General features: G+C 29.4%; 26 protein-coding genes, 1 tRNA gene and 1 pseudogene. 11 read left to right on the top strand and 17 right to left on the bottom strand.

Annotated elements, in window-relative coordinates:
• The first annotated feature begins 70 nt into the window (after window positions 1-70).
• From AC1RP9_RS00210 to AC1RP9_RS00185, 6 genes are all read left to right on the top strand, one after another.
• Window positions 71-454: an IMPACT family protein gene (locus tag AC1RP9_RS00210; RefSeq protein WP_481822405.1), complete on the top strand. Its 384-nt coding sequence runs from the start codon at window positions 71-73 to the stop codon at window positions 452-454.
• Window positions 455-1,807, top strand: coding sequence for a M17 family metallopeptidase (locus tag AC1RP9_RS00205; RefSeq protein WP_481822404.1), 1,353 nt, complete (start codon window positions 455-457; stop codon window positions 1,805-1,807).
• Between the two features lie 60 nt (window positions 1,808-1,867).
• A complete protein-coding gene (locus tag AC1RP9_RS00200) occupies window positions 1,868-3,247 on the top strand; it encodes a M17 family metallopeptidase (RefSeq protein WP_481822403.1) in 1,380 nt (459 codons plus the stop codon).
• Between the two features lie 62 nt (window positions 3,248-3,309).
• A complete protein-coding gene (locus tag AC1RP9_RS00195; RefSeq protein WP_481822402.1) occupies window positions 3,310-4,353 on the top strand; it encodes a M24 family metallopeptidase in 1,044 nt (347 codons plus the stop codon).
• Between the two features lie 61 nt (window positions 4,354-4,414).
• On the top strand, window positions 4,415-5,329 hold the full coding sequence (pip, locus tag AC1RP9_RS00190) for a prolyl aminopeptidase (RefSeq protein ID WP_481822401.1): 915 nt from the start codon (window positions 4,415-4,417) through the stop codon (window positions 5,327-5,329).
• A gap of 21 nt (window positions 5,330-5,350) precedes the next feature.
• On the top strand, window positions 5,351-5,902 hold the full coding sequence (locus tag AC1RP9_RS00185; RefSeq protein WP_481822400.1) for a hypothetical protein: 552 nt from the start codon (window positions 5,351-5,353) through the stop codon (window positions 5,900-5,902).
• 37 nt (window positions 5,903-5,939) lie between these two features.
• Here the strand turns inward: AC1RP9_RS00185 and AC1RP9_RS00180 are convergent.
• The 3 genes from AC1RP9_RS00180 to AC1RP9_RS00170 form a co-directional block, all read right to left on the bottom strand.
• Window positions 5,940-6,015: transfer RNA gene (locus AC1RP9_RS00180), tRNA-Thr, on the bottom strand.
• A gap of 51 nt (window positions 6,016-6,066) precedes the next feature.
• Window positions 6,067-6,777, bottom strand: coding sequence for a ribonuclease HIII (locus AC1RP9_RS00175; protein WP_481822399.1), 711 nt, complete (start codon window positions 6,775-6,777; stop codon window positions 6,067-6,069).
• Window positions 6,777-7,676 carry a Cof-type HAD-IIB family hydrolase gene (locus AC1RP9_RS00170; protein ID WP_481822398.1) on the bottom strand — a complete coding sequence of 300 codons (900 nt, stop codon included), beginning with the start codon at window positions 7,674-7,676 and terminating at the stop codon, window positions 6,777-6,779. Before AC1RP9_RS00170 ends, AC1RP9_RS00175 begins: the two co-directional genes overlap by 1 nt.
• A gap of 143 nt (window positions 7,677-7,819) precedes the next feature.
• On the opposite strand from AC1RP9_RS00170, the gene pyrH reads away from it, so the two are divergent.
• Window positions 7,820-8,536 (top strand): UMP kinase, encoded by a 717-nt coding sequence (gene pyrH / locus AC1RP9_RS00165; RefSeq protein WP_481822397.1) that lies wholly within the window; start codon window positions 7,820-7,822, stop codon window positions 8,534-8,536.
• Window positions 8,536-9,087: a ribosome recycling factor gene (frr, locus tag AC1RP9_RS00160; RefSeq protein WP_481822396.1), complete on the top strand. Its 552-nt coding sequence runs from the start codon at window positions 8,536-8,538 to the stop codon at window positions 9,085-9,087. Before pyrH ends, frr begins: the two co-directional genes overlap by 1 nt.
• 35 nt (window positions 9,088-9,122) lie before the next feature.
• On the opposite strand, the pseudogene AC1RP9_RS00155 reads toward frr, so the two are convergent.
• The 11 genes and pseudogenes from AC1RP9_RS00155 to AC1RP9_RS00105 form a co-directional block, all read right to left on the bottom strand.
• Window positions 9,123-10,438: pseudogene (locus AC1RP9_RS00155) on the bottom strand (IS3 family transposase).
• A gap of 75 nt (window positions 10,439-10,513) precedes the next feature.
• Window positions 10,514-11,167, bottom strand: a complete 654-nt coding sequence (locus AC1RP9_RS00150; protein WP_481822395.1) for a chromate transporter — start codon at window positions 11,165-11,167, stop codon at window positions 10,514-10,516.
• A complete protein-coding gene (locus AC1RP9_RS00145) occupies window positions 11,167-11,790 on the bottom strand; it encodes a chromate transporter (RefSeq protein WP_481822394.1) in 624 nt (207 codons plus the stop codon). The genes AC1RP9_RS00150 and AC1RP9_RS00145 overlap by 1 nt, the downstream gene beginning before the upstream one ends.
• Entirely contained in the window at window positions 11,790-12,299 is a 510-nt protein-coding gene (locus AC1RP9_RS00140; protein ID WP_481822393.1) for an adenine phosphoribosyltransferase, read from the bottom strand. The genes AC1RP9_RS00145 and AC1RP9_RS00140 overlap by 1 nt, the downstream gene beginning before the upstream one ends.
• 32 nt (window positions 12,300-12,331) lie before the next feature.
• A complete protein-coding gene (gene infB, locus AC1RP9_RS00135; RefSeq protein WP_481822392.1) occupies window positions 12,332-14,134 on the bottom strand; it encodes a translation initiation factor IF-2 in 1,803 nt (600 codons plus the stop codon).
• A complete protein-coding gene (locus tag AC1RP9_RS00130) occupies window positions 14,109-14,414 on the bottom strand; it encodes a YlxR family protein (RefSeq protein ID WP_481822390.1) in 306 nt (101 codons plus the stop codon). The genes infB and AC1RP9_RS00130 overlap by 26 nt, the downstream gene beginning before the upstream one ends.
• Window positions 14,392-16,032, bottom strand: coding sequence for a NusA N-terminal domain-containing protein (locus tag AC1RP9_RS00125; RefSeq protein ID WP_481822388.1), 1,641 nt, complete (start codon window positions 16,030-16,032; stop codon window positions 14,392-14,394). Before AC1RP9_RS00125 ends, AC1RP9_RS00130 begins: the two co-directional genes overlap by 23 nt.
• Before the next feature lie 8 nt (window positions 16,033-16,040).
• The gene (locus AC1RP9_RS00120) at window positions 16,041-16,472 is read right to left on the bottom strand and encodes an LSm family protein (protein WP_481822386.1); all 432 of its coding nucleotides are present in this window, start codon (window positions 16,470-16,472) and stop codon (window positions 16,041-16,043) included.
• A 61-nt stretch (window positions 16,473-16,533) separates the two neighbouring features.
• Window positions 16,534-16,899: a histidine triad protein HinT gene (hinT, locus tag AC1RP9_RS00115; RefSeq protein ID WP_481822384.1), complete on the bottom strand. Its 366-nt coding sequence runs from the start codon at window positions 16,897-16,899 to the stop codon at window positions 16,534-16,536.
• Window positions 16,889-18,118 (bottom strand): HinT-interacting membrane complex lipoprotein P60, encoded by a 1,230-nt coding sequence (locus AC1RP9_RS00110; protein WP_481822382.1) that lies wholly within the window; start codon window positions 18,116-18,118, stop codon window positions 16,889-16,891. Before AC1RP9_RS00110 ends, hinT begins: the two co-directional genes overlap by 11 nt.
• Window positions 18,118-20,238 carry a HinT-interacting membrane complex protein P80 gene (locus tag AC1RP9_RS00105; protein ID WP_481822380.1) on the bottom strand — a complete coding sequence of 707 codons (2,121 nt, stop codon included), beginning with the start codon at window positions 20,236-20,238 and terminating at the stop codon, window positions 18,118-18,120. Before AC1RP9_RS00105 ends, AC1RP9_RS00110 begins: the two co-directional genes overlap by 1 nt.
• A gap of 260 nt (window positions 20,239-20,498) precedes the next feature.
• On the opposite strand from AC1RP9_RS00105, the gene rplK reads away from it, so the two are divergent.
• From rplK to parE, 3 genes are all read left to right on the top strand, one after another.
• A complete protein-coding gene (gene rplK / locus AC1RP9_RS00100) occupies window positions 20,499-21,092 on the top strand; it encodes a 50S ribosomal protein L11 (protein ID WP_481822378.1) in 594 nt (197 codons plus the stop codon).
• Window positions 21,092-21,787 (top strand): 50S ribosomal protein L1, encoded by a 696-nt coding sequence (gene rplA, locus AC1RP9_RS00095; RefSeq protein WP_481822376.1) that lies wholly within the window; start codon window positions 21,092-21,094, stop codon window positions 21,785-21,787. Before rplK ends, rplA begins: the two co-directional genes overlap by 1 nt.
• Window positions 21,788-22,259: 472 nt before the next feature.
• On the top strand, window positions 22,260-24,188 hold the full coding sequence (gene parE, locus AC1RP9_RS00090) for a DNA topoisomerase IV subunit B (protein ID WP_481822374.1): 1,929 nt from the start codon (window positions 22,260-22,262) through the stop codon (window positions 24,186-24,188).
• A gap of 16 nt (window positions 24,189-24,204) precedes the next feature.
• Here parE and AC1RP9_RS00085 read toward each other — a convergent pair whose 3' ends face one another.
• The 3 genes from AC1RP9_RS00085 to AC1RP9_RS00075 form a co-directional block, all read right to left on the bottom strand.
• Window positions 24,205-25,011 carry an HAD-IIB family hydrolase gene (locus tag AC1RP9_RS00085; protein ID WP_481822372.1) on the bottom strand — a complete coding sequence of 269 codons (807 nt, stop codon included), beginning with the start codon at window positions 25,009-25,011 and terminating at the stop codon, window positions 24,205-24,207.
• Between the two features lie 108 nt (window positions 25,012-25,119).
• A complete protein-coding gene (ylqF, locus tag AC1RP9_RS00080; protein WP_481822370.1) occupies window positions 25,120-25,977 on the bottom strand; it encodes a ribosome biogenesis GTPase YlqF in 858 nt (285 codons plus the stop codon).
• On the bottom strand, window positions 25,970-26,227 hold the full coding sequence (locus AC1RP9_RS00075; protein WP_481822368.1) for a DivIVA domain-containing protein: 258 nt from the start codon (window positions 26,225-26,227) through the stop codon (window positions 25,970-25,972). Before AC1RP9_RS00075 ends, ylqF begins: the two co-directional genes overlap by 8 nt.
• Window positions 26,228-26,229 lie beyond the last annotated feature (2 nt).

Raw genomic sequence — 26,229 nt, 5'->3', positions numbered from 1 at the left:
ACATTATTTAAAATTTATTATTTAAATGCAACAAATGTGAAATATTCCATAAAATAAATATAATATTATTATGAATTATGAGAGTGAACTTTTGGTAAAGAAATCTTCTTTTTATTCATACATTTTTCGCATTTCTTCAAAAAATGAAGTTAAAAGTTTTCTGGAACAAGTTGCAAAAGAGCATAAAAAAGCCCGTCATATTTGTTATGCTTATTTGTTTTTAGAAAATGGAACTGAAAATGCCGGTTTTAATGATGATGGTGAACCAAAAAATACTGCTGGAAGACCAATTTACGAATTATTAAAATTTAAAAAGCTTAATAATATACTTGTAATTACCGTCAGATATTTTGGAGGAATTAAATTGGGTGCTGGAGGTCTAACTCGAGCATATCGTGAAAGTGCAAAGCTTTCGCTAGAATTATTCATTAAAGATAATATAAAAGAGGTATAAATGATTAAAATTCAAGAAAAATTAAACGAGCAACAAATTGTGCTCAAATTTGTGTTTGAAAATCAAAATCATCCAGATTTTGTAATTAAAAAACACGGTTTTATTAGTGAAGATTTAGCTAATAATTCTGCATACTTATATATTAAAAAAGAATATTCATCTTACTATCAAGTTCAAGAATTATTAAGAGCTCTTCCAAGTAAAATTAATCGCGATTATGTATTAGATGTTTCTTCTTTATCTGCACATTTTTCTGAACAAGAATCTTTACGTTTAGCTGTTTTATCAATTGAATTTGGTAGTGCTAAATTATTTAAAAAAACTAATAAAACTAAAGAAGAAAAAGAGAAGAAAATTTCGCTTTTAGTTCAAAACAAGCAAGATTCATATTTACAAGAATTGTTAATTATTGCTAAAGCAATTACATCAACAAGAAACTTGCAAATTACTCCAGAAAATTTTCTTAATAGTGAGATGCTAGCTTCTTTTGTTGCTTCAGATTTATCAGGTATTGAAAACTTAAAAATTAAAGTTCTCACTAAAAAGGAAATTGAACAATTAAACATGGGTCTGTTGCTCTCAGTAAATAAAGGAAGTACCCATGAACCAAGGGTAGTTGTAATTGAATACAACGGAAATCCAGATTCAAGCGAAAAAACTGTTTATGTAGGAAAAGGGATTACTTTTGATACTGGAGGTGTTAACACCAAGGGATATCATATGGAAGGAATGAAATATGATATGTCAGGTTCGGTAATTGTTGCTTATGCGGTTAAAGCAATTGCTGAACTAAAAATAAAGAAAAACGTCTCAGCAATTATGTGTATAACTGATAATCGAATCAACAATGATGCTTCACTTCCAGAAAATGTTTATCAATCAATGAGTGGTAAATGAGTTGAAGTAACCGATACAGATGCTGAAGGTAGATTAGTTCTTGCTGATGGTCTTTATTATGCTGCAGATATACTAAAAGCTACAACAATTGTGAGTGTAGCAACATTAACTGGTTCTATTTTAACTTCATTATCAAATGTTTATAGCGGAATTTTTAGTCAAAGTGATAATAAGGTTGAAACATTTTTAAAATCAGCTCAAGAAGCTAAAGAAAAAGTTTGAAGAATGCCTATGCACGAAGATTTTGATAAAGGAAATAAGTCATCAAAAGTTGCTGATTTAATGAACTGAAGTTCAAAAGTAAAACAAGATTCTTCGCAAGCAGCTATGTTTTTACAAGAATTTGTTAAGGATGTAGATTTTATTCACTGTGATATTGCTGGGACTGCTGATATTAACGGAGAACCCCAAGGTGTTTTAGTTTCAACACTACTTGAATTTGCTAAAAACTTATAACATTTAATTTTCAAAAAGGTAAAATATATATAACTATTAGAATACCAGAAAGGAATAATAATGAAAATCCAACAAATTGACAAGGAAAGAAATAATGACTTGTTGTTAAAAGCTGTTTTCAAGGGGGATGAATATCCATCAACTTTAATTGAAAAAAACGGAGTGGTAACTGAATATTTAGATAAAAACGAAGCTCTTGTTTTTTTAGGAGAAGAAAAAGATTATAAATTTGACGTAGTATATGATTTTGCTAAAAACTTTTTTGCTTCACAACGTAGAGATGTTCAAATTGCCTTAGACACCTTTATTAAAGGAAAAGTATGCGAGCCATGTTTAATTAAAGCATTTAGTTTAGCACATAACTATTATAAGGCAGACCTTTACAATGCTAAAACAGGTAAAAAAGATCCTGAATTCAAAACTTCACTATTAATGTACGCTAACGAAGATTCATATAAAAAAGTTTTTGAAAAATATGCAATTGTAACTGAAGCAGTTAACTTTGCTAGAAACTTGCAAATTACACCACCAAATATTTTGAACTCTGAATTTCTTGCTGATGTAATTGAAAAAGATTTAAAACAATACGATAATTTAAAAGTTACTGTTTTGAATAAAAAAGAAATTCAAGAACATAAAATGGGGCTTTTACTTTCGGTTAACCGTGGAAGTGTATATGAACCAAGAGTAGTTGTAATTGAATACAACGGAAATCCAGAATCAAACGAAAAAACTGTTTATGTGGGTAAAGGAATTACTTTTGACTCAGGTGGTTATTCACTTAAACCAAGTCGTTCAATGCTTGATATGAAATTTGACATGTCAGGGTCAGTAATTGTTGCTAGTGCGTTAAAAGCAATTGCTCAATTAAAACCAAAAACAAATGTAGCGGCTATTATGTGCATTACTGATAACAGAATTAACGGAGATGCTTCGCTTCCAGATTCAGTATGGACTTCAATGAATGGTAAAACTGTCGAAATTAATAACACTGATGCTGAAGGAAGACTTGTCATGGCTGATGGGTTAACATACGCTGTAAGAAACCTTAAAGCTACCAGACTTGTCGACGTAGCAACATTAACTGGAGCCATTTTGGTTTCGCTAGGACACACATATACAGGAGTTTGATCAACAAGTGACCAAGCCTGAGAAGAAATTAAAGCTGCTGCTAAAACAGCTAAAGAACAAGTTTGAAGAATGCCTTTAGATGAGGCTTTTGCTAAAGAAATTAAAAAATCTGAAGTAGCCGACCTTAAAAACACTGATCTTAGTGGTGCAGGTGGAGGAAGCTCTTCAGCGGCTATGTTCTTAAAAGAATTTACTGAAGATGTTGAATATGTTCACCTTGATATTGCTGGAACAGCTAACATTGGACCAAAACCTACTGGTGTAATGGTTAGAACACTTATTGAATTAGCTTTAAATTCAAAAAAATAATAATTATATTTTTGAAAGCACAAAAATTGTGCTTTTTTTAAAAGAAATAAAAAAGGAAAATCGTGGATAGAAAAAGATTAGATAAAATGTTTCAAACATTACAAGTTGATGCTTTAATTTCAGAAGCACCACAAACTAGATTATGATATGCGGGTGTACAAACATCAGATGGATTAATTGTTATCGAAAAGGATAAAGCAACTCTTTTTGTAGATTCTCGTTATATTGAATACTGTCAAAAACACGCTAAAAACGTGGAAGTTGTTTTAATGACTGGTGATGCTCTTAAAAAATGGTTTGATAACAGAAAACTTAAATCAATTGTTTTAGAAAACAATTATCTTGTGAAAAATTGAGAAAACAGAATTATGAACTTAGTTAAACCCGAAAAAGTTCATTGAATCGATGCACAAGATTTAAGAATTATTAAAAGTCCTGAAGAAATTGAAAAAATGCAAAAAGTAATTGATATTACCTTAAGTGCATATGATGAATTTATTAAATGAGTTAAACCGGGTATAACCGAAAAACAAGCAGCCGCTATGCTTAACTTTTTAATGAAAAAACACGGTGCTGATAAAGAGGGTTTTGATGAAATTATTGCTTCGGGTGCTTCATCAGCTGAACCACACCATCACCCTACTGATAAATTAATTGAAGATAACTCATTGCTTAAAGTTGATTTTGGTGCTTTATATAAAGGTTATACAGCAGATATTACAAGAACCACAATTTTAGGAGACAAAAGTAAAGCAAACCCTAAAATGTTAGAAATTTTACAAATTGTCGAAGAAGCTGCTTATTTAGGAAGAAAAAGTGTTAAACCTGGAATTAAAGCTAGTGAAATTGATAAAATTTGCCGTGATTATATCGCTTCAAAAGGTTATGGTGATTACTTTTTACACGGAACAGGACATGGTTTAGGAATTGATGTACACGAATTCCCAAGCGTTTCTTCTCGTTCAGAACATGTTCTTGAGCCTGGAATGATTATCACTGTTGAGCCTGGAATTTATTTAGAAGGAATTGGTGGAGCTAGAATTGAAGATGATGTTTTAGTAACTGAAACTGGAAGATATGTCTTCTCAAGACCAAACGAAAAATAATTATGTTCACTAAACAACGCTAAAAACGTTGTTTTTTAATATAAAAAAGTAAAATAACTATATGAACAAAATTGAATCGTTTTACTTAGATACAGGACTTCATAAAGTTTATTATCAAACATTAGGAAATCCTAAAAATCAACCTATTTTTGTTATTCACGGTGGTCCTGGTGGTCGATACAGTGTTAATAAACTTAAAAAATTAATTCCTTTAGATAAATATTTTGTAGTGTTAATTCATCAACGTGGAACTAACAAAAGTCTTCCTTTTATTGAACTCAAAGAAAATAATACCTTCAATTTAGTTGAGGATATGGAATTAATTAGACAAAAACTTAATCTAAAACAAATTATGCTTTTTGGTGGTAGTTGAGGCACAACTTTAGCATTAGTTTATTCGATTAAATATCCGCAAAATGTATCTAAAATGCTTCTTAGAGGTGTCTTTTTAGGACGAAAAGAAGATATTGATTATTTATATCAAAAAGGTGCTTCATATTTTTATCCACAAGAATACGAAAGATATAGCTCTTTTGTAAATCAAATTCCTGGTAAAAATAATATCGAAAAATATTTCAATTTATTTACTGGTGATTATGATGAGCAGTTTAAGCAAAAGGGCTATCAAGAATTTTCTCTTTGAGAAGAAACACTAATAAGCATTGAGAAAAGAACTAACCCAACTAAACCTAATTTAAAATTAGACCAACAAATTGCAATTATGGAATCATATTATTTTATTAATCATTGCTTCTTTCCTGAAGATAATTACATTTTGAATAATGTCAACATTTTTGCTCACATACCAATAACTATTATTCATGGTCGCCAGGATATAGATACACGACCAATTGGTGCATGATTACTGAGTAAAGCTCATCCAAATACTAATTTAGTTTTTGTTGCAAAAGCTGGTCATTCAATGTGAGAAAAGAATATTTTAAAAGAATTGAGAAATTTCTTTCTCAATTCATAAAATATTTAAACTAGGAGAAAAGTGCAAAATCTAACTAAAGACCAATTTATTGATGTTTTAACTAAATTTAATCAAATTGCTCAAGATGTTGGTTTTGTTTATTCATTAAACAATCAAACCTATTATAATATTCTTCAAGAGCAATGAAAATTACATCAAATTGGTGTAAACTTATACTTACACGACTTTGTAAAGATTATTTCTAGTGATAAATATAATGTTAAATATCAAACTAACGATTTAACACAAAACCCACTTCCTAAAATCATAATTAGTAAAACACCAATTTTTATTAGCTTAATTATTCACACAAATAATCAAATTATTAATTCATCATTTGTTAAAAAGTCCCTAAAATTGTTATCAAAAGAAAATAAACCTTATTTGTTTGATCGATTGCTATCTAAACTACAAACTAATGATATTAATGTTTTGACTTTAATTACTTTTAAGGATGGAGAAGGATTAACAATCAAAGAAATCAACAATGTAAACCTAAAATATTATGATGTAATCAAGGTTAATGACCAATTGTCACTTCCGATTCATAATTTCTTTAAGTATGAAAAATAATCCGAATGATTCGGATTATTTTTGGTCATCTCTGAAATGGTGCCATCAACTGGACTTGAACCAGCGACCCCTTCCTTACCATGGAAGTGCTCTGCCTGCTGAGCTATGACGGCGTAGTACAATTATTTTACCATAAAATCAAGCATTTAATAGTTAAAATAACATTACTTTAGTAAACTAGCTGATAATTTCATATTGGTTTTACAAACTTGATCTAGTTTATCTTCTCCAAAAGTTTGAGCAAATTGATAAACAATTTCCTGTGTTTTGGTTCCTGCACCTAATGGAAAGTTAAAATTTCACTCTTTATTTTGTTTTTCCATATAATTGATTAGCTCAAAACGAGCCATAATTGAAGCACAAGCTACTGATAAGCTAATACTTTCGGCTTTATTAATTAAATATACATCAATTTCTTGTTCTTCTGAATTAGTTCAATTATCAAAGACAAAAAATGTATTATGATATTTTTGAATTGATTTGGTGGTTGAATATTTATCAATTAACACGTTTTTTGATGTAAAAGAGATTTTTTTATTTAAATTATTTAATGCACCTAAATGGGTAAAAAACTTTAACTCATTAGTATTATATTTTTGATTGAGTTTATTGTATGTGCTTTGCTTTAATCGATAAACTGAATAAGAGATTTGATTATTTTTTTTAAGTTCTTGAGCAATTTTAATAATTTTGTTTTTGGTAAGTTTTTTCGAATCGTCAACACCAAGTGATTTTGCTCAAGAATACATTTTTGTAGGTAAATAAAAAGCACACGAAATCAGTGGAGTAAAATAGTCAGATACTCCTGTTTCATCAATTCCGATAATTTCCAATTGTTCGATTTGTTTTTTATCAACTAATTCAATGTACTTCATTATTCTCAGTTTTCATCTCTTTTTTGCTTAACTTTTTGACTTTTGGTAATTTCTTCGATTGGATTATCCAAAAACTTGTTAATATAACGTCCCACCCCACCTTCTTTGTTGCTTTTTGAGATTTTAATAGTTGCATGTTTTTTAACTTCTTTAGTTGCATTCCCCATTGCAACAGATACATTAGCAATTTTAAACATAGGAACATCGTTAAATCCATCACCAATAGCAATAGTGTTTTCAACTTTGATATCATAGTAACGAATTAGCATGCTAAGAGCTTTCCCTTTGTTAGTGGTAATGTTAGTCATATCAAAGACGGGTGTTAATCCTTCACCTTTAGATCAATACGAAAACTCAGCTAAATCGCTATATTTAGCTTTAAGGTATCTTCTTAATTGCTCTACATCTGTACTTGGTTTAACATCAAAAATAACCCCGGTAGGCATAAGAGGAATTTTATGAAAATCTAATCCAATTTTAAGTTTTGAGGTGCTTGAAAACCCAAAAACTTGCTCTAGGTCTTCATCACGATGTTGCAATTGAACTCAATCAGGTCCTTCAATTGCAATGTTGCTAATCTCCTTAGCAACTACTTCATCACCTAAAATATAGAGTGCTTCGTTGAGGTTCAAATATTTAACATGAGGAATAAAACTGTCATCTTTAGGATGATGAATGTGAGCTCCGTTATAGTTTCCTACAACAGTATCAAGCCCTAATTCTTCATAAATCATTTGTGTACTTCGCCAAGGTCTTCCTGTTAAAATACAAACAATATGACCCTCTTGTGTGGCACGTTTAATTGCGTTGACAGTTAGATCGTGAATTTCACCGGTTGAGCTCGAACGCAATGTAGTACCATCTAAATCAATTGCAAATAGGTATTTTTCTTTATTCATATCTATTCTTTCTGAATTATAATTATAACATTTTTCCGAGTAATTAGTAATTTGGTATCTCCAAAAACGTGATTATTGAAATATTGTTATAAAAACGATATTTTAAAATATAATAAAAGTAACTATTATATTTCGGAGAATTAATGAAATACAAAAGAATATTATTAAAGCTTTCGGGAGAAGGTTTTTCCAATAAAGAAAAAAATCTAGCAATTGACTATGAATTAGTTGCTGATATAGCAAAACAATTAAAGTACATTAATGAACAAGGTATTCAAATTTCAGTAGTTATTGGTGGAGGAAACTTTTGAAGAGGGACTTCAGCTGAAAAAAACGGAATTCCAAGAAATCGAGCTGATTACATTGGGATGTTAGCAACTATTATGAATGGTTTAGCTCTTCAAAGTGGATTTGAAAAAGTTGGTTTAAAAGCTCGGATTCAAAGTTCAATTAACATTGATCCTAAAGTTGCTGAGAATTACATTAATGAAAAAACTATTAAATACCTTGAAGATGGTGAAGTAGTGATTTTTGTTGGTGGAACAGGTCGTCCATTTTTCACTACAGATACAGCTGCTACACTTTATGCATCTGAAATTGGTGCTGAAGTAATCTTGATGGGTAAAAACAAGGTTGATGGAATTTACGATAGTGATCCAAGAAAAAATCCAAATGCAAAACATTTTCCAACCATAACATATGATCAAATTCTCGAAAAAAAATTACAGGTAATGGATCTTACAGCCACAAGTATGGCTAGAGAAAATAATATTAACTTAATTGTCTTTAATTTACTTGAAAAAGATTCGATTATTAAAGTTTTACAAAACAAAATTCTTCACACAGAGGTGACCAAATAATGGAAATTGGCTTATATTTATTAGATTTAGAAGAGAGATGTGAAAAAGCGATTAATCATTATCGTTTTGAAATGTCCAAAATTTCAACCGGTAGAGCAAATCCACAAATTGTTAAAGGAATTAGAGTTGAATACTATGGGACTCCAACCCCTTTAGAAGAATTAGCAAATATTAGCGTACCTGAAGCACAACAATTATTAATTAAACCTTACGACATTACTTCGGTAAAAGAAGTTAATAAAGCTCTTATGAATGCGAATTTAGGGGTTACACCGATTGATGAAGGACATCAAGTTAGATTAAATTTTCCTGTACTTACTACTCAGCGTAAAAACGAAATTATTAAAAATTTAAGCAAATATTCCGAACAAGCAAAAGTGGGTGTTCGGAACGCTCGCCAAGAAATTAATAAGCAAATTAAAGCTGATGATGAATTATCTGAAGATATGCAAAAAAATTATTTAGATCAAGTGCAAGCTTTTGTTGATAAACAAATTGACAAAATTAATGCTCTTACTAAAGAAAAAGAAGAACAAATTCTTAAAGTATAAAATAGTGATATGACCCCCAAAAGTTAGACAAAAAATTATTGAAGGTACTTAGTTCTGTATTTTACAGGACTAAGTCCTTTTAATTTAACCTTAATTCTTTTGTTGTTGTAATAAAAAATATAATCGGTAATAGCTTTTTCTAACTCTTCAAGTGAACCAAAACTATTTTCGTGTCCATAAAACATTTCTGATTTTAAGACCCCGAAAAACGATTCCATCATTCCATTGTCCGGACTATTTCTTTTGCGAGACATTGAAGGTATAATTCCTTTATTTTTTAAAAATTCATGATAACTATAGTGTTGGTATTGAAAACCTTGATCACTATGAAGAATGGTGCCTTCATATTTTTTGTTCGGAAAAGCTTTTTCCAATATCTTTCGAACTTGTTTCAAATCTGGAGAACGAGACAAACTAAAACTAATAATCTCGCTATTAAAACCGTCTAGAATTGGAGATAAATAAAGCTTTTGAGAATTATTTGGTAGAGCAAATTCAGTTATATCAGTGTAACACTTTTTTAAAGGTTGTGAAGCATAGAATTGTCTGCTAATAAGATTTGGAACTGTTTGACCAACGTTTCCCATGTAAGATTTATACTTTTTACGTTTTTTAGTTCTTACAAATAAATTCATTTGTCTCATAAGACGTTGAATTTTCTTATGATTTATCAAATATCCACGATTTCGTAGCGCAAGATGAATTCTACGATAACCATAAACTCCATTATGTTCGTTGTAAATAGATTTAATTTCTTGCTTAATATTCTTATCTTTATCTTCTTTGTCTAATCTTTTGAGATGATAATAATAATTTGAACGAGCTAAATTAGTACTGATAACAAAATGTCTAACGAGAATCCTTCTTTGACCATTTCTTTGATTGTTTTGGTTTTTCACTCTGTAAATAATTTTCCTTTAAGAGAAATTGTCTCAACTTTTTTAGGTATGCCACCTCAGTTCTGAGACGCTCAATCTCTCTGTCTCTTTGTTCAAGTGGTGTTAATTCTTCTTGAGATTTTTTTGGTTTACGTCCCATTTTTGTTATCCTTCCTCTTTTCTTTTCAAGAATAGTATACCCGTTTTTCTTGTATTCAGTTATCCATCTTGATAGCATCCATAACCGGGTAAGTCATATTTTAGACTTTGTGAATCATCTCTAATTTTAATTCTGACGAATAATATTTGTTGTTAGTCTTTTTAAAGATATTAATTCCATGAAGATTTGCTAAACTAACTAAGTATCTTATCGTTCAAGAATCCACACCAAATAACCTTGATAAAGCTGACCATGATATACCTTTTTGTCGTAATTCATATATCTTAATTTTGTCTTGATAATTTAATTTCATAAAAAATACACCCCTTTTAAGTTAGCATTTGCTGTCTAACTTTTGGGGTGCATATCAATACGTGAGCTATTTTTTCTATCCAATTCAAGGAGCAAAAACGAGTAATCCGAAAATTATATTTGAAAAAATTAAATAAATAATCGGACACCCTCTTTTGATTAAAATAATAAAAATCGTTATTGATACTATACTATAAATTATCAATAAATTTAACCTTAAACCACTAAAAAATGTGGATATTCCGTTCTTAAAATTTAACAAAATATAACCGCTGTTTGAATTAAATTTAAAAAATGGAAAGGTGATTTTTAAAAACAATGAAATAGCAAGAGAAAACATTACTCCAATAAGCACAGGAAACATGAAATTAAAGAATGTTTTTACAAACAACTTATTCTTGTTTTTACGAATAATCTTGCGAAAAATTAACAAGAGCGAAATTGCTGGAAACATGAATACAAAGTAGCTTAAGAGGATAAAAATAAAGATATATAATCCATTATCCCCACCGAGTGTGTATCCAGTATATACAGCAAATTTGGGTGCTAAAATCCCGGGTGTTGCATTCGCTGCTGCAAAAAATGAATTAATTTGTACTTCAAAATTTGTACCAAAGGTTGAGTCAAGGAATTTCCATAAAAACTCAAACACAGGCATAAATAATGCACCACCACCAAAAACTGTGAGTGATAAAACTGCAATCAAAATCATTGAGACAAAAATAACCATTATTTTTTATCTCCTAAGTTTTTGTTCATTTTATTTCGTTTTTTGTGCTTATACATCACAAACAAAGTATAAATAAAAGTACAAATAAATAAAATCCCAAAAGTAAAAATAGGTAAATTATAAGGAAAAGGGATAAACAAACAGTAAGCAGTTGAAGCTATTGCAATTAGTAATCAAACAGGTAGTTTAAGTGTATTTTGACTTCTTTTAACATACCTATATCCAATTAATATTACTCCAGCAATAACCGGCATTAGAGCACAAGCTCCAATGACATAAATATATTCTTTTGGAATATAATTTAAGATTAGTAAAATTAATAGTGCAAACAAAATATGTGGAAGTGCAGCAATAAGCACTAATAAATAAGTCACTCATATGTTGTAGAATTTATGAACAACATATGATAAACATTGGGTTGTTGATGGTCCTGGAAGCATATTACTAATCACAACCATTTCATCAAATTCTTCATTTGTTAATCAACCTTTTTTCTCAACTGCTTCATTTTTAATGATTGGAAGCATAGCATTTCCACCACCAAATCCTAAAAAAGTTATTTTTAAAACAAATAAAACCAGCTTCCAAATAGTTGGTTTTATTTGTTTATTTGATTTATTCATTAAACTTTAATTAGTGAAACAACTTGGGTTTCTTTTTCGAGTAATTCACGTCCATGAAGGAAAGTGAGCTCTAAGAGAACAATAACTTTTTTAACATCAGCACCCTGGTTTCTTAATAATTGGATAATTGCTTTTGTAGTTCCACCAGTTGCAAGCACATCATCAACAATAACAGCTTTTTGTCCTGGTTTAACAAATCCTTTTTGCAATTCTAATACATTTGATCCATATTCAAGATCATAACTAATTGAAACTACTTCTCCAGGTAGTTTTTTTGGTTTACGAACCATAATGAATGGTTTTTTTAAAAATGCTGCTGTAGGAGTACCGAATAAAAATCCTCTAGCATCAGGTCCGACAATAATATCGGCATCTTGACAATGTTTTGCTATCTCTTGGATAGCAAAATTGAGAGCTTCTCCATTAGCAAGTAATGGAGAAATGTCTTTAAAGATAATTCCTTCTTTTGGAAAATCTTTAACATCTTTAATAAATTTTTTTAGTTCCATTTTACACCTTTAATTTTACACCTAAATAAAAATTAATTAATTCTAACATCTTGATAAAATTCTAGAACGTCATCTTCCTCAATGTCATTATAGTCTTTGATATGACAACCAAAGTCTTTTCCTTTAAGGACCTCTTTTACATCGTTAAGTTCACGTCTTAAGGTTTCTAAAACACCTTCGTGAATTAATTTTCCTTTGCGATAAACTTTAACTTTGCTTCCAGCTAGCACCATCCCACTGTCCTGGATGCAACCAGCAATTTTTCCAACTTTTGAATAAAAGAACACTTTAATAATATGAGCTTCTCCAATTTTTTGTTCTTCATAAACTGGAGTTTTTTCTGAATCAAGTAAGCTTTGACAATCTTCAATAATTTTGTAAATAACATCGTGATTAACAATGGTAATTCCTTGGTTATTAGCTGATTGTTTGATTGGAGGAGTTGGTTTAAGATTAAAAACAAAAATAATTGCATTTGAAGCTTTTGCAAGCAATAAATCACTTCCGTTCACATTTCCTGCACCGGCAGAGATAACACGAATAATCGCTTCATCATTTTCTAAATGGTTGATTTGACTTTTAATCGCTTCACTAGTTCCATGAACATCAGATTTAACAATCACATTAAACACTTTTTTACCGTCAAGCATATCAGTATTTGATTTTGAATTTAATGCACTTAATTTATCATGTGCAGCTTTTTGTTCGGCAAGTTTTTTAGCAAACTTTTCATCATTTAATCCGATAAATTTATCCCCAGCGTCAGGAGCATAATTAAGACCTGAAACAATGGCTGGAGCACCTGGTTCCACTTTATCTGTTGGTTGTTTATGTGAATCAAGTAACATCCGAATTCTTCCATACTTTGAACCTGCAACTATAAAATCACCTTTGTAAAGGGTTCCGTTTTCAACAATAATTGTTGATACAGCTCCAACACCTTTATCTACACGTGATTCAATTACAGTTCCAATTGGATAACGCTTTGGATTGGCTTTTAAATCTAAAATTTCAGTTAAAAGCATAATTTGATCAAATAAATCATCAAGTCCTTGTCCGGTTAATGCTGAACCATAAACAATTTGAGTATCTCCACCATATTCTTCAATAACTACTTCATTTTCAGCAAGTTCACCCTTAATGCGATCTAAATCTTTATTTGGTTTGTCCATTTTATTTACAAACACAATAATTGGGACTCGAGCAGCTTTAGCATGACTAATTGCTTCTTTGGTTTGAGGCATTACCCCATCATCAGCGGCAACAACTAAAATAACAATATCAGTAACTTTAGCACCCCGAGCACGCATTTGAGTGAAAGCCTCATGACCTGGAGTATCAATAAAAGTAATTTTGTGTCCTTTGTGCTCGATTTGATAAGCTCCAGTATGTTGAGTAATTCCACTACTTTCAAAACCAACAATATTTGAGTTTCTAATTTTATCAATTAATGTTGTTTTACCATGATCAACATGCCCCATAACCGTAATAATTGGTGCACGTTTAATTAAATCTTCTTCTTTATCAATGAAACTAACTTCATCAAGGAAATTAGTTGCATCTACGTTTGTTTCTTTACTAAAATCAAATCCATATTCCACACAGAGTTCAGCAATTTCTTCTTCTTCTAAAAGATAATTTAGCGTTCTTGCTTTCCCTTGCATAAAGAATCGTTTAATAATATCGTTTGGATTCTTGTTGATTTTGTGAGCAAAATCAACAATACTCATTCTCCCGGTAAAGGTAAATACTCCATTTTTTAGTTCAGTTTTAGTTGTTACTAATTGTTCTTTAACATCATGCACATTACTAATTCTGTTGTGTTTTTTGTTCATTTAACACCTCCAACAGTTTTTGTTCTATTTTCAAATAATTTTCATTTGAAACATTAAACCGGAAAACTCTATTTAAAGCTTTATTTCTTTTTATTTTTTCTCAATTATCTAAAGAAAATTGAAAATATGCACCTCGACCTTTTAAATTTTTATTTAGGTCTAGCAATATTTCTTGATTCTCTTTTGAACGAGAAAAACGTGTTAATTGTTCGACAGGTAAAATTTGACCTGTAACAATACATTTTCGTGTATAGTTGCTATTTTTTCTTTTCTCATTCATCATCAAAACCACTAAGATCGATATTTAAATTTAAATCAAGTCCATAATTAGCTAAATCACTATCAACTTTAAAATCTTTCAATTCAACTTTAGCGTTTTTGTAAGCTTTAAATAATGATTTTTCTCTTTTTGCATCCTCAGAATCTTCGCTAGTTTCTAAATCTTCTTTTTCGTCAAAATCATCAAATTCAATTTGAGAAACAAAATCATAATCATTATCATTTTCTATTTCAATATTTAAAGCTTCTTCACTGAATAAATCATCTAATTCAGCTCCCATAATTGGTTTTGGTTTAGAGGGGGTGTTTTTCGGTTTGTTTTGATGATTCTCAAAAAAGCTTGTACTATTTTTTTGAATTTCATTAAATTGAGCTACATCATCAGAAAATTCGCTCATATTAATTTCAATTCCTTTGAAATATTCGTTTCTTTTTGTATCTCTAAGATTATGTTTTGGATGTTTGACAAAATTATTTTCTGCAAATCTATTTTTGTTAAAAGCAATTTCTTTTTCGTTTGCTTCTTCAACGGTTAAAATCTTAATTTTGCAATTAGTGATTTTAATAGCTAAATCAATATTTGCCCCACCTTTACCAATAGCGTTTTTCATTTCTTCTGATTCTACAATTGCAAAGTAAGTTTTTTTATCTTCTACCACATCCACAACTTTTGCAGGAGCTAGTGCATTTTTGATATATTCAAAAATATCAGTTGAATATTTAATAATTTCAATTTTTTCTCCATTTAATTTTTCGGAAATAGCAAGAATTCTTTTTGCACCTTCTCCAAAAATGCTTCCAAACGGATCAAATCCACTTGAATTAGAGGTTGATTTTAACGAAATTTTGGTACGAACTCCTGGATTTCTCTCAATTTTAACAATTTGAAGTAATCCTTGGTTAATTTCAGGAATTTCATTTAAAACAAGGTCTCTAATTCGGTTTGGTGAATCAGTAGTAACTTCACAAATACTTAATCTATTATCTGGATTAACATATTCTAAATAAACATCTAAATATGATCCTAGATTCATATCTAAAGCTTTATTCACTTTTGAAGCTGGTAAAAAAGCTGTAACCCCGTCTTCAAATCGTAAATTATATGATCCATTTGAGTTCCTTGATAAAACTTCAGCTTTAAGTTTATTCCCAACTAAAGGTAAATAACGCTGATATATTTTTTGTTTTTCAGTAGTTTTAAAATTTTGATAAAAACCATTTTTAATAGCCACTTTGGTTTTTTCGGGAATGATTTCAAAATCAAATAGAATTGAAAAATTATCACCTTCTTTGACTTTTGGATTGATTTTTTGTGCTTGTTTAACTGTGATAAAGCTAATTCTTTGAATATCTAAAGATTCTTCAGTATCTTCAAATTCAAAATTATTATCCACTACTTCACCGTTAATATTGCTAATAATTACCTCTTGGTTTTCTTCATCTAAAGAAAATACGATTTTAGCTTCTGGATCAATATCTTTATTAATTGCTTTAGTGGTTTCAAAAGAAAAAATTTCTAAGACCTCTGGGAGTGAAATTTGATGTTTTGTAGAATAACCTTTAGCAATTAAATATCATTTGTGATTGACAGTTAACTCAAATGTAGTTTTTTTTGCCATTTTTTCTCCTAAAATTTAATATAAATTTCTCCGTTTTTAATATTTGGTTTTTCTATGTTTATTTTTCTAATTCTTCCTTTTTGATTTCATTCTAAAAGAATTGAATCTGAGTTAATTTGAATTATTTTTCCGACCATCACTGTTTCTTTTTCAACTGGTTTGATAAAAGTTAATTTAACCATTTTATCTAAATAAAAATCTAAGTTTGCTAAATTTAAGTTTAATTCTTCTCCTTTAGATAAAACTTGAATATTTAAATCATCAGGATATGCGTTAATTTGTTCTAAATAATTTTCAATTGCTCGAGTATATTGAACCAACAAATCTAAATCACTAACATTTACTTCTATTGTTAACGTTTTTCCGAATGATTCATCACTAACCTTAGCTGATAAAATTTGGTCGTTAAATTGTTCTTTTAAAACTTTTAAATAATCCATATTACCCCTAAAAAGACAAAAAGTTGCATGAGCAACTTCTTATATATAACTTGAAGATAACTTAATTATAGCACATAAATCTATTTTGTTTAGCATCGAATTTTTCTTCGAAGGGAATAATGTGAATGTGAGTATGGAAAACAGTTTGACCTGAATTTTCTCCTGTGTTAACAATTAACTTAAAGCTTCCGATTCCTTTATCAACCACTAATTCTTGTGCTAGTTTTCTAGCTATTTTCATTGCATGTAAATAAGTAGCTTCATCATTAAGTAACATGTTTGGTTCTTCTGAACGAGGAATAACTAAAAAGTGTCCTTTCCGACATGGAAATGCATCTTTAATTGCAATCACCACATCATCTTCATATAAAAATTCGGCAGGAACTTCTCGAGCTATAATTTTTGAAAAAACGCTTTTATTTGACAAAATCTAATCCTTTCAGTTTTTCTTTAATAATATCATTTTCTAATGAAATTTTATGACCTAAATCAACGAATGCTTTTCGAGCAGTTTTATAAAGATTATCTCCCCCAAAAATAGCTAAATAAATTTTTAATATATTAAATTTAGCAAAATACGGAGTATTATCGAAACTTAAAATTTTTACTTCTTTTGAATCTTTGGTTATAGTTTTTGCTATCGGAGCAATAACATTAAGATATGAAACTTGAATTTTTTTATTATCATTAGTTACTTTGATAGTCTCATTTAATTGACCTGAATTATTGACACTAACAAGTTTATTATTTGTTAAATCGTAAAACCCTGATAAATTTGCATAATTGTTTTGTTCGAGTAAAAAAGTGGTTCCAGTATTAATTGAATATTCGTTTAATGAAGAACTTAATCCCTCGTATCCACCAAGAGTTTTTTCGAAATTAGTATTATTAAATAATAAATCTGGGGTGGTAATTTTTAGAGCTTCTTTTTTATTTTTTAATAAATCATTGTAATCATTTATAGTGCTAATAGTTCTGATTACGTTTGAGAAAATATCATTAGCTGTTTGAGAAGTATATTTCCATATTTGTGCGATTTTTGTTTTTAAAACATAATCAACTAAGTTAAACTGACTTAAATCATATTTGTCTTTATTAGTATCATATGAATTTTTATTAACAATTTTTAAATCATTTTCTGAACTAATTTCAAAATATTTTTTCACTAATAATAATTTATTAATATTAAACTCAATTTCAGTATTGTTTTTATTTAATAAAACTTTAAATTGTTCCATTGTAGGAGTTGCGTTTGCTAAAAATAAATCATTAGCTTTATTATTTAAAATCCCAAGATCACTATCATTAAATAATGCTTGCATTTCCCATGTAGTTAGTGATTTTGATAAAGTTAATGAATCACTTATTTGTAAATTATTTAAATAAGTTTTATAAGCACTATAAGCATCGTTTAAATAGTTTTGGTTTTCTAAAAGTGAATTTTCACTTACTGAATAAAGTTTTGATAATGTTGAATTTAATCAAAAACCTTCAGCGATTTTTTCTAAATTGGCATTTTGAAACTCATTTTCTTGTTTGCTTCTAGCTTCAGTATTTACATTAGAACCACAAGAAATCATAAAATTAGCACTTGAACTCAAAATCACTGAAGAAAACAATATTTTTAAAAGCTTTGTTTTTTTCATTATTGAGCTCCTTTGGTAATATCTTCAACAAATGAAGATAATTCGTCTAATGCGTTTTTATCAGCTGTTTGCAATGGATCATGTTTAATTACTCTTTTAATCACTCCTTGATTAACAATAAAGTTATAGCTATTTCCATTTAGCTTTTCGTCAAGTCATTTTGAAAGAGTTGAAATTAAATTACTTTTGATTTGTCCATGATTACCTTGTAAAATTGAATCATTTTCAGCTTTAAGAGTGTTGATATCTTCTTGAGTGTAGTTTGATTTATTATCGCTAAATTTGTTGGTTTTAGTTAATAAAAAGTCTTGGAATTCTTTATTTTGTAAGCTATCTGCAATAACTACATTTTTAGTTCACACAGAATTTAAAGCATCCTCAATTTTAAAGAATGAATTGTTTCCATTAGCAATCGAAGATAAATCATTTTGTAAATAAGTAAATAATGTATCTAAAGTATTAATTGGTTCATTACGAACTAAATATGTTCCTTTTTCATCGACAATTAATTTAGCTCCTGGTAAATCAGAAACATTGTATGCATATGAATAAAAGTTTTGATTATCCACTGGAAGATTGATATGTTTGTTAAATTGCTCTTTAATCATTGAAGCAAATTCTGTAGCACTAAAGTTTTTAAATAATGAATCAATGTATCTATTAAGTGCATCTACTTTTTCACTAGCTTGATTTTTATCAGTTAATTTTTTAATTTCGCTAAGTCGATTATTAATGTCAGTTTGAATATCGCTTGAAAAAGCAGGAGTAAATAATTCACTTAGCGAAACGCTTGGTAAATTATCATCTCTTAATGCAACAACTAAGCTAGTGTTTTTGCTTAATTCTGAAGCAAATGTAGTTACCCCTGATGAACCAAAATTAGTTGTATCAGTAGTTAATGCTTCTAATAAACTTTGGTCATCACTTCTAATTTTGTTTAAACTCTCAAGACTTTGACCTGAGCTTGGAATAAAATAATTTTTTGCTTGTTTAAAACTCTTTAGCACATCAACATTTGATTTGATTTCAAATGAATTATCTTTTGGGAAAATTGTATATTTAGCAAGATTGATTAAGGTTTGTTTTTCTTTTTCATCAAATTGTCACTCAAGCGAAAGATTTTGATTAATTTTCCCTGGCAATTTATAAATTGTGGGTAAAATAATTTTATTTAGTTCAAAATATTTTTCAATAAGAGGTTTAATCGACTTAAATTGATCAATAAATGATTGAGTGGTGATGGTTGCTATTCGAGTATTATCCGAGCTTGAGACTGCATAGTTAGCATCTTTAATGTTGTTTGAACTTTGAGGAATATAGTAATTAAAAACTTTATCACCTTTTTTAATTAAAATTTGTGGGGTTCCGTTTTGAGCTAAGACATTTCCGTGTTCATCAATTTTATAAATATCTTTAGTTGCTACTCTCTCAATTTCTCTTAGTGCAACGTTTTTATCAAGTTTAATTTTATAATGTCTTAATGCTTCATTTTCAATTGCTTTAAAATTTAAAAATTCTAACGCTTCTTCTTCGGTTGCACTTTTTCCATATTCGTCTTTTTTGCTTAATTCTTCAGAAAATTGTTTTTGTCAATTATTAAAACCATAAATTTTAATAATTTGTTCTTTTAAATCAGCTAATTTATTTTTATTATCTTTATTAATATCTTCAAAACTTCTCAGTGCAATATTAGTTCTTTCACCTTCTCCACTATAGCGAGCTGAATTTCAAATTCTTTCATATTCTTTAGAAGCTTGAACTTCTTTGTTATATCAAAAAAGAACTGCTTCTTTGTAAAGTTGTTCTATTTTTTGATTGGTTTGATCTTTATTTCCATTGATTAATTCTAGAGTTTGTTTAACAGTTAAATTTTCCTGTTTTCCTCCATTATCATACTTAAATAAAACTGTACCATCTGGAAGAGCTTTAATATAATTAACTTTATTCACACTAATTCCCAAAGGAACACTAATTGAAGTGATTACAGCACCACTTAAAAGTCCTAAAACAATATACATCCATTTTTTACGTGTTTTTGCTTTGGGACTTGTTTTTTTCTCTTCGTGTCTTGCATTAATTTCTGAAAGTTTCTCGAAAAACGATTTTTGTTTTTTAGCCATTTTTCTCCTAAAAAAGTAAGTATACTAAAATAGTTTATTGAAATTATAACAGAAAAGCAGTTTTTTAAAGGAGCAGTTTTTATGCTAAAAATTACATTTTCTGCTTAAATTAGGTTTAATAAATAACCTATTAATTATATGGATTCTTTTGCTTTGAGTTACTAATTTTTAATTTATAATTGAAAAGCAATATATCTATTGCCTCTGCTAGTGGGAGATATTTTTATCGCTAGACCACAATATCGAAAGGATACACACAAATGGCAAAAGAAATTCTTAAAAAAGCAAAATTGCAATTTCCTGCCGGAAAAGCTAAGCCAGGTCCAGCTCTTGCTGGAGTTGGTGTAAATATGCCAGAATTCACTAAAGCATTTAACGATGCAACCAGAGATCGTGGTGATGAACCAGTTCCTGTACTTATTACTGTTTATAAAGATAAATCGTTTGATTTTAAACTCTTTACAGCTCCTGCTTCATACAAAATTAAGCAAGCTGCTAAAATTTCATCTGGTTCTCAAAAATCAAAAGCACAAATCGTTGCAACAATTAAATTAGAAGATTTAAGATCAATTGCTGAATACAAACTTCCAGATCTTAATACTGATGATGTTGAATCAGCTATGGCAATTATCGCTGGAACAGCAAGACAAATGGGTGTTTTAATCGAAGGATGAGACGATATAGCCAAAGCCAATGCACAAGCTAAACAAAAAGCTAAAGCTGATGCATTAGCTAAAGCAAGAGAAGAATCATTAAATGCAGCTGCTCAAGACCTTATCCAAACTAAAGGTCAAGCAATTAATGTTGAATTAGTCAAAGAAGAAAACTCATCAGAAACTCAAGGAGACAACTAATGGCTAAAAGAGTATCAAAAAACTTAAAAGCAGCTCGTGAATCATTTGATCGCACTATTGCTTATGATTTAGACCAAGCTATTGAACTTGCTAAAAAAACTTCTTACGCTAAATTTGATGCTTCAATTGACCTTGCGTTTAACTTAAACCTTGATGTACGTAAAGCTGATCAGCAACTTCGTGGAGCTGTTTTACTTCCAAATGGAACAGGTAAAACTGTAAAAGTACTTGTCGCTACAAACAACCCTGAAAAACAAAAACTTGCTAAAGAAGCTGGTGCTGATATTGTTGTTGATGGTCAAGCACTTGAACAAAAAATTAAAGAAGATGATTTTGATTTTGATGTTATGGTTGCCGATCCTACAATGATGCCTTTACTTGGTAAATATGGGAAAAAACTTGGTCCTAAAGGACTTATGCCAAATCCTAAAACTGGAACTGTAACTCCAACACCTGAAAAAGCTGTTGAAGAACTTAAAAAAGGGAAAGCTAATTATCGTACCGATAAAGCTGGAATTGTTCACTCTCTTATAGGAAAAGCAAGCATGCCAACTGAGCACCTTGTTGAAAATGCTAAAACATTAATTAATTTAATTAGAAAACTTAAACCCGCTGCTGTTAAAGGAACATATATGTTAAACTTAACTGTCTCAGCTTCAATGGGTCCAAGTGTTAAAATTAAATTAGATAGATAAAAAATCAGGTTTTAAACCTGATTTTTTATTTTTGTAAATTTGTTGAAATTTTACATCCTAAGGTTTTGTAATAAATAAAAATTACAGATTTTTATAAATACCTGTAATTTTAAATCATTAAATGTAAGAAATTTTAGTATCAAATACCAAAAATACCGTGCATTCTTTGGGCATATGTTAATAATCTACCATCTAAAGTTGTGTTTTGGAATATTAGGAAATCTGCTATATATGCACAACAAATAGAAAGGGTAGCAAGAAACAAAATAATTAACACTATAAGGAAAGAAATTAAAACTTTTCTTCTTGTAGTTCCTTTTGATTTTTTAGTCATAATAGTTCCTCCCGAGTTCCTCCCTTTATGGGTTAACACTTTAATTTTACTAAATTTATGAAAAAACGAAAATTTTTCCCTTTCACTTAATTAGCATTTATTTAATTTTTTTATCATTTAGTGCTTATAATTATTTTAATGAGTAAAAATGAATATACAGCTAGTGATATACAACAACTAAAGGGTCTACAAGCAGTTCGTAAGCGTCCCGGAATGTACATTGGGGGAACTGATGTTAATGGTTTACACCATTTGGTGTGAGAAATTGTTGATAATTCAATTGATGAAGCATTAGCAGGTTATGCTAATGAAATTTCAGTGACTTTAAAAAAAGATTTTTCAGTAGTGATTAGCGATAATGGTCGTGGAATTCCAATTGATAAAGCAAAAGGTGAAACTCGAACAGCAGTTGAATTGGTTTTTACTGAGCTTCACGCTGGAGGGAAATTCCAAGAAGGAGCTTATAAAACCTCGGGTGGACTGCATGGTGTTGGTTCGAGTGTGGTTAATGCTTTGTCAACTAAATTAAGTGTAATTGTGTCTCGTAATGGACTTAAGTACTTAACTGAATTTGAACAAGATAAAATCATCACACGTACCAAAGAAATTGGAACTTCAAAACATAACGGAACCACTGTTCAATTTTGACCTGATTATAAGCTTTTCAAAAACGCTAAATTAAATATTAATACAATTAGTGAGCGTTTAAAAGAAAGTTCATTTTTAATCTCTGGTTTAAGAATCAAATTAGTTGACGAAAACTCAGATTTTTATGAAGAATACGAATATCAAAATGGTCTAAAAGCATTTTTAGAATTTTTAAACGATTCTAAAGAAACAGCTACTCCAATAGCTTATTTTTCAGACCAAAAAAGAGATATTGAAGTTGAATTTGCATTTCAATGAACTGATTCATACAATGACTTTTGTTTAAGTTTTGTCAACAATGTTAAAACTCGTGATGGTGGAACTCACGAAACAGGTTTAAAAACTGCTTTTACAAAAGTTTTTAATGAATTCGCAAACAAAGAAAATGTACTAAAAGGTAAAAATTCTTTTGACGGCGATGATATTAGAGAAGGATTATCGGTAATTTTATCTTTAAAAATCCCAGAGAAAATCCTTGAATTTGTTGGACAAACTAAAGATAAATTAGGAACACCTGATGCCAAATCAGTAGTTGAAGAGATTGTTTCTAAACATTTAGAATTATGAATTGCCGAAAACAAACAAGTTGCTAAAAAAGTTTTAGATAAAATTAAACGTGCTTTTGAAATTAGACAAGAAGAACGAAAACGCAGATTAGAAGCTCGTAAAAGTAAAAATGTCCTTAAAGAAAAAACTATTCTGAGCGACAAACTCACTCCTGCTACTAGCAAAAAACCTGAAGAAAAAGAATTGTTTTTAGTTGAGGGTGATTCGGCCGGAGGTAGTGCTAAAAGCGGAAGAAATCGTCAATACCAAGCAATTTTGCCGCTTCGTGGTAAGGTGATTAATTGTGAAAAATCTAAACTTTTAGAAATTTTAAAAAATACTGAAATCGGAACCATTATTAACACGATTGGTGCAGGTTTTGGGAAAGATTTTGATCTTTCAAAGGCTCAATATGGAAAAGTGATTATTATGACCGATGCCGATACAGATGGTTCTCACATTCAAATCCTTTTACTCACATTTTTCTATCGTTTAATGAAACCATTAATAGAAGATGGACGAGTTTATTTTGCTCTTCCACCTTTATATAAAGTCACTAATAAAACCACTAAAAAATATCAATATGCTTGAGATGATGATGAATTAAATGAAATTATGCAAACATCTAAATCTAATATCGAAATTCAGCGTTATAAAGGGCTTGGAGAAATGAACGCTGACCAATTATGAGAAACAACTATGAACCCTGAAACTCGCACTTTAATTCGTGCCACAATTGAAGATGCTTCGCTTGCTGAACGGAGAGTTAGTGCTCTAATGGGAGAAAATCCTCAATCTCGGAAAAACTGAATTGATAAAAATATCGATTTTTCAAATGATGATGATTTTTTAGAGACAATTCAAAAAATATAAAAGTGCTTTGCACTTTTTATTCTAAAAATTGTGATAAATATTTAGCAATTCCTCCGTTTTTGTACGAATAAGGTAAAACTTCATCTGCTATTTGTTTATACCCTTGGACAGAATTACTCATTGCAACAACTTTACCAACAATGTTTTTAGTCGATGCATCATTCATAGAATCGCCAATATGAATAGTATCTAACGGATCAATACCCCAACGTTGACATAAGTGTTTTTCTGCTTGTCCTTTAGACACATTATACGCAGTGATTTCTATAAAATTATTTTTGTTTCCACTTAAAGAAATGGTGAGTTTTCCGGCAAACATATAACTTCATTTTTTTGCTAATTTTGCTAATTTACGTTTTGAAGGAGTTCAGATAAGTGCTTTGTAAGCAATAAAATCGTTTCGAAATTCTGAATAGTGACGAGCTGAACTTTTTCCTAGTCTTAGGACAAATCTAAAAAATCTATTTCTTACAAAACCCATTCGTCTTGGGTCAGAATTAAAAATAACTGAAGCTTTTTCTATATAAATTTGATCAAACAATTCTTGGACAACATCCCTATTCATCGGAAAGCTTTCAATATTATCTTGATCGTAAACAATTTGAGCACCATTTCAAGCAATTAAAGTTTTTAAACCTGCTTGTTTTAGAATTCTTCTAGTGTTTGAATTATTTGCTCGCCCAGTTGAAATAACTATAGGTATTTTTTTATTGACTTGACTCATAGCTTGGATATTTTCTTTGCTAAAATGTTTTCTCCCGTTTGTTTTAGCGTCAAGCGAAGTATCGTCTAAATCAATAAAAATAATTTTGGGTTTTTTCATATTATTATAATTATACACACTTAACTTTTTAAGCATTTAATAAATGGGTTTATAGGAATATATTAAGATTAGAAAAAGAATAAATTAAAAAATCTAAGTGTAGATTTTTTAATCATAAGTAACTCCTGTTAGGTTTTTTGCTCAATTAATAAATTGATTATAAGCTTTAATTAAATCAGCTTTCCCTTTAGAAATTAGTAAAGATTGTTTAAATGCATATTCTACTAATTGGTCGTAAATTTGTGTATTTTCAAAGCAAGGTACCAGATTAAGTGATTGGATTTTTTCTGGATAGTATTTAGAAATTAATGCATAAATTTGAAAAGTTAAGCTTTCTAAAGAAAAGTTTTCTACTTTGATTGATCCGATAGTAATTAATTTGATTGCTGCTTCTTGGTCTTCAAATTTAGGTAATAAAATTCCAGGTGTATCCATAAATAAAAATTCACCATTTACCACTCACTGCTTATTTCTAGTAACTCCTGGATAATTAGCTACTTTTAGAGTTGCTTTGGGTGATACTAAATTAATCAGTGTGCTTTTGCCACAATTTGGAACTCCAACAACAAATGATTTTAAACGAGATTGCATTAATCCTTTTGCTTTATCTCGAGCAATTTTATCTTTCATAATATTTTTAATTGTGTTTAAAATCACTGTTTTGGAGGATTTTTTTCTTAAATCCAACCATAAAACGTGCGAATCCTTAAAACGATTGTTGATTTTATTTTTTTTGCTTTTGTCCATTAAATCACTTTTGGTGATAATAAAAAGTCTTGGTTTTTGGGGTGATATTTGATCGAATTCTTCATTATATGAACTAATAGGACAACGTGCATCTAATACTACAATAAAAAGATCAGCTAAATTGGCTGATTCTTTAATTTCTTTCATTCCTTTGGCCATGTGACCTGGAAATCATTGAATAGTAAAGTTATAATTATCACTAATTTTGTCTTTATTCATCTTTTCTCTGTTCTGATTTTATTCTTTCGAGTTCGTACTTAAGTTCTTCTTTTTGTGCGATTACTTCTTCAAGTTGTTTACTATATTGTTGAACTTTAAACTCCAAAGATTTAAAAAGTGCTTTTTGATTTTCTAAGTTAACAACTATTTCGCTTAATAGTAAATCAACCTCTTCTCTTTTGTACCCTTTTAAAGATAAATGAAAAGAAGTATTTTTTATTTTTTGAATAATTTTATTTAATGAATGCATTT

This window comes from Mycoplasma sp. 3686h (assembly GCF_056781225.1).
This window is presented reverse-complemented; position numbering and strand designations above follow the sequence as displayed.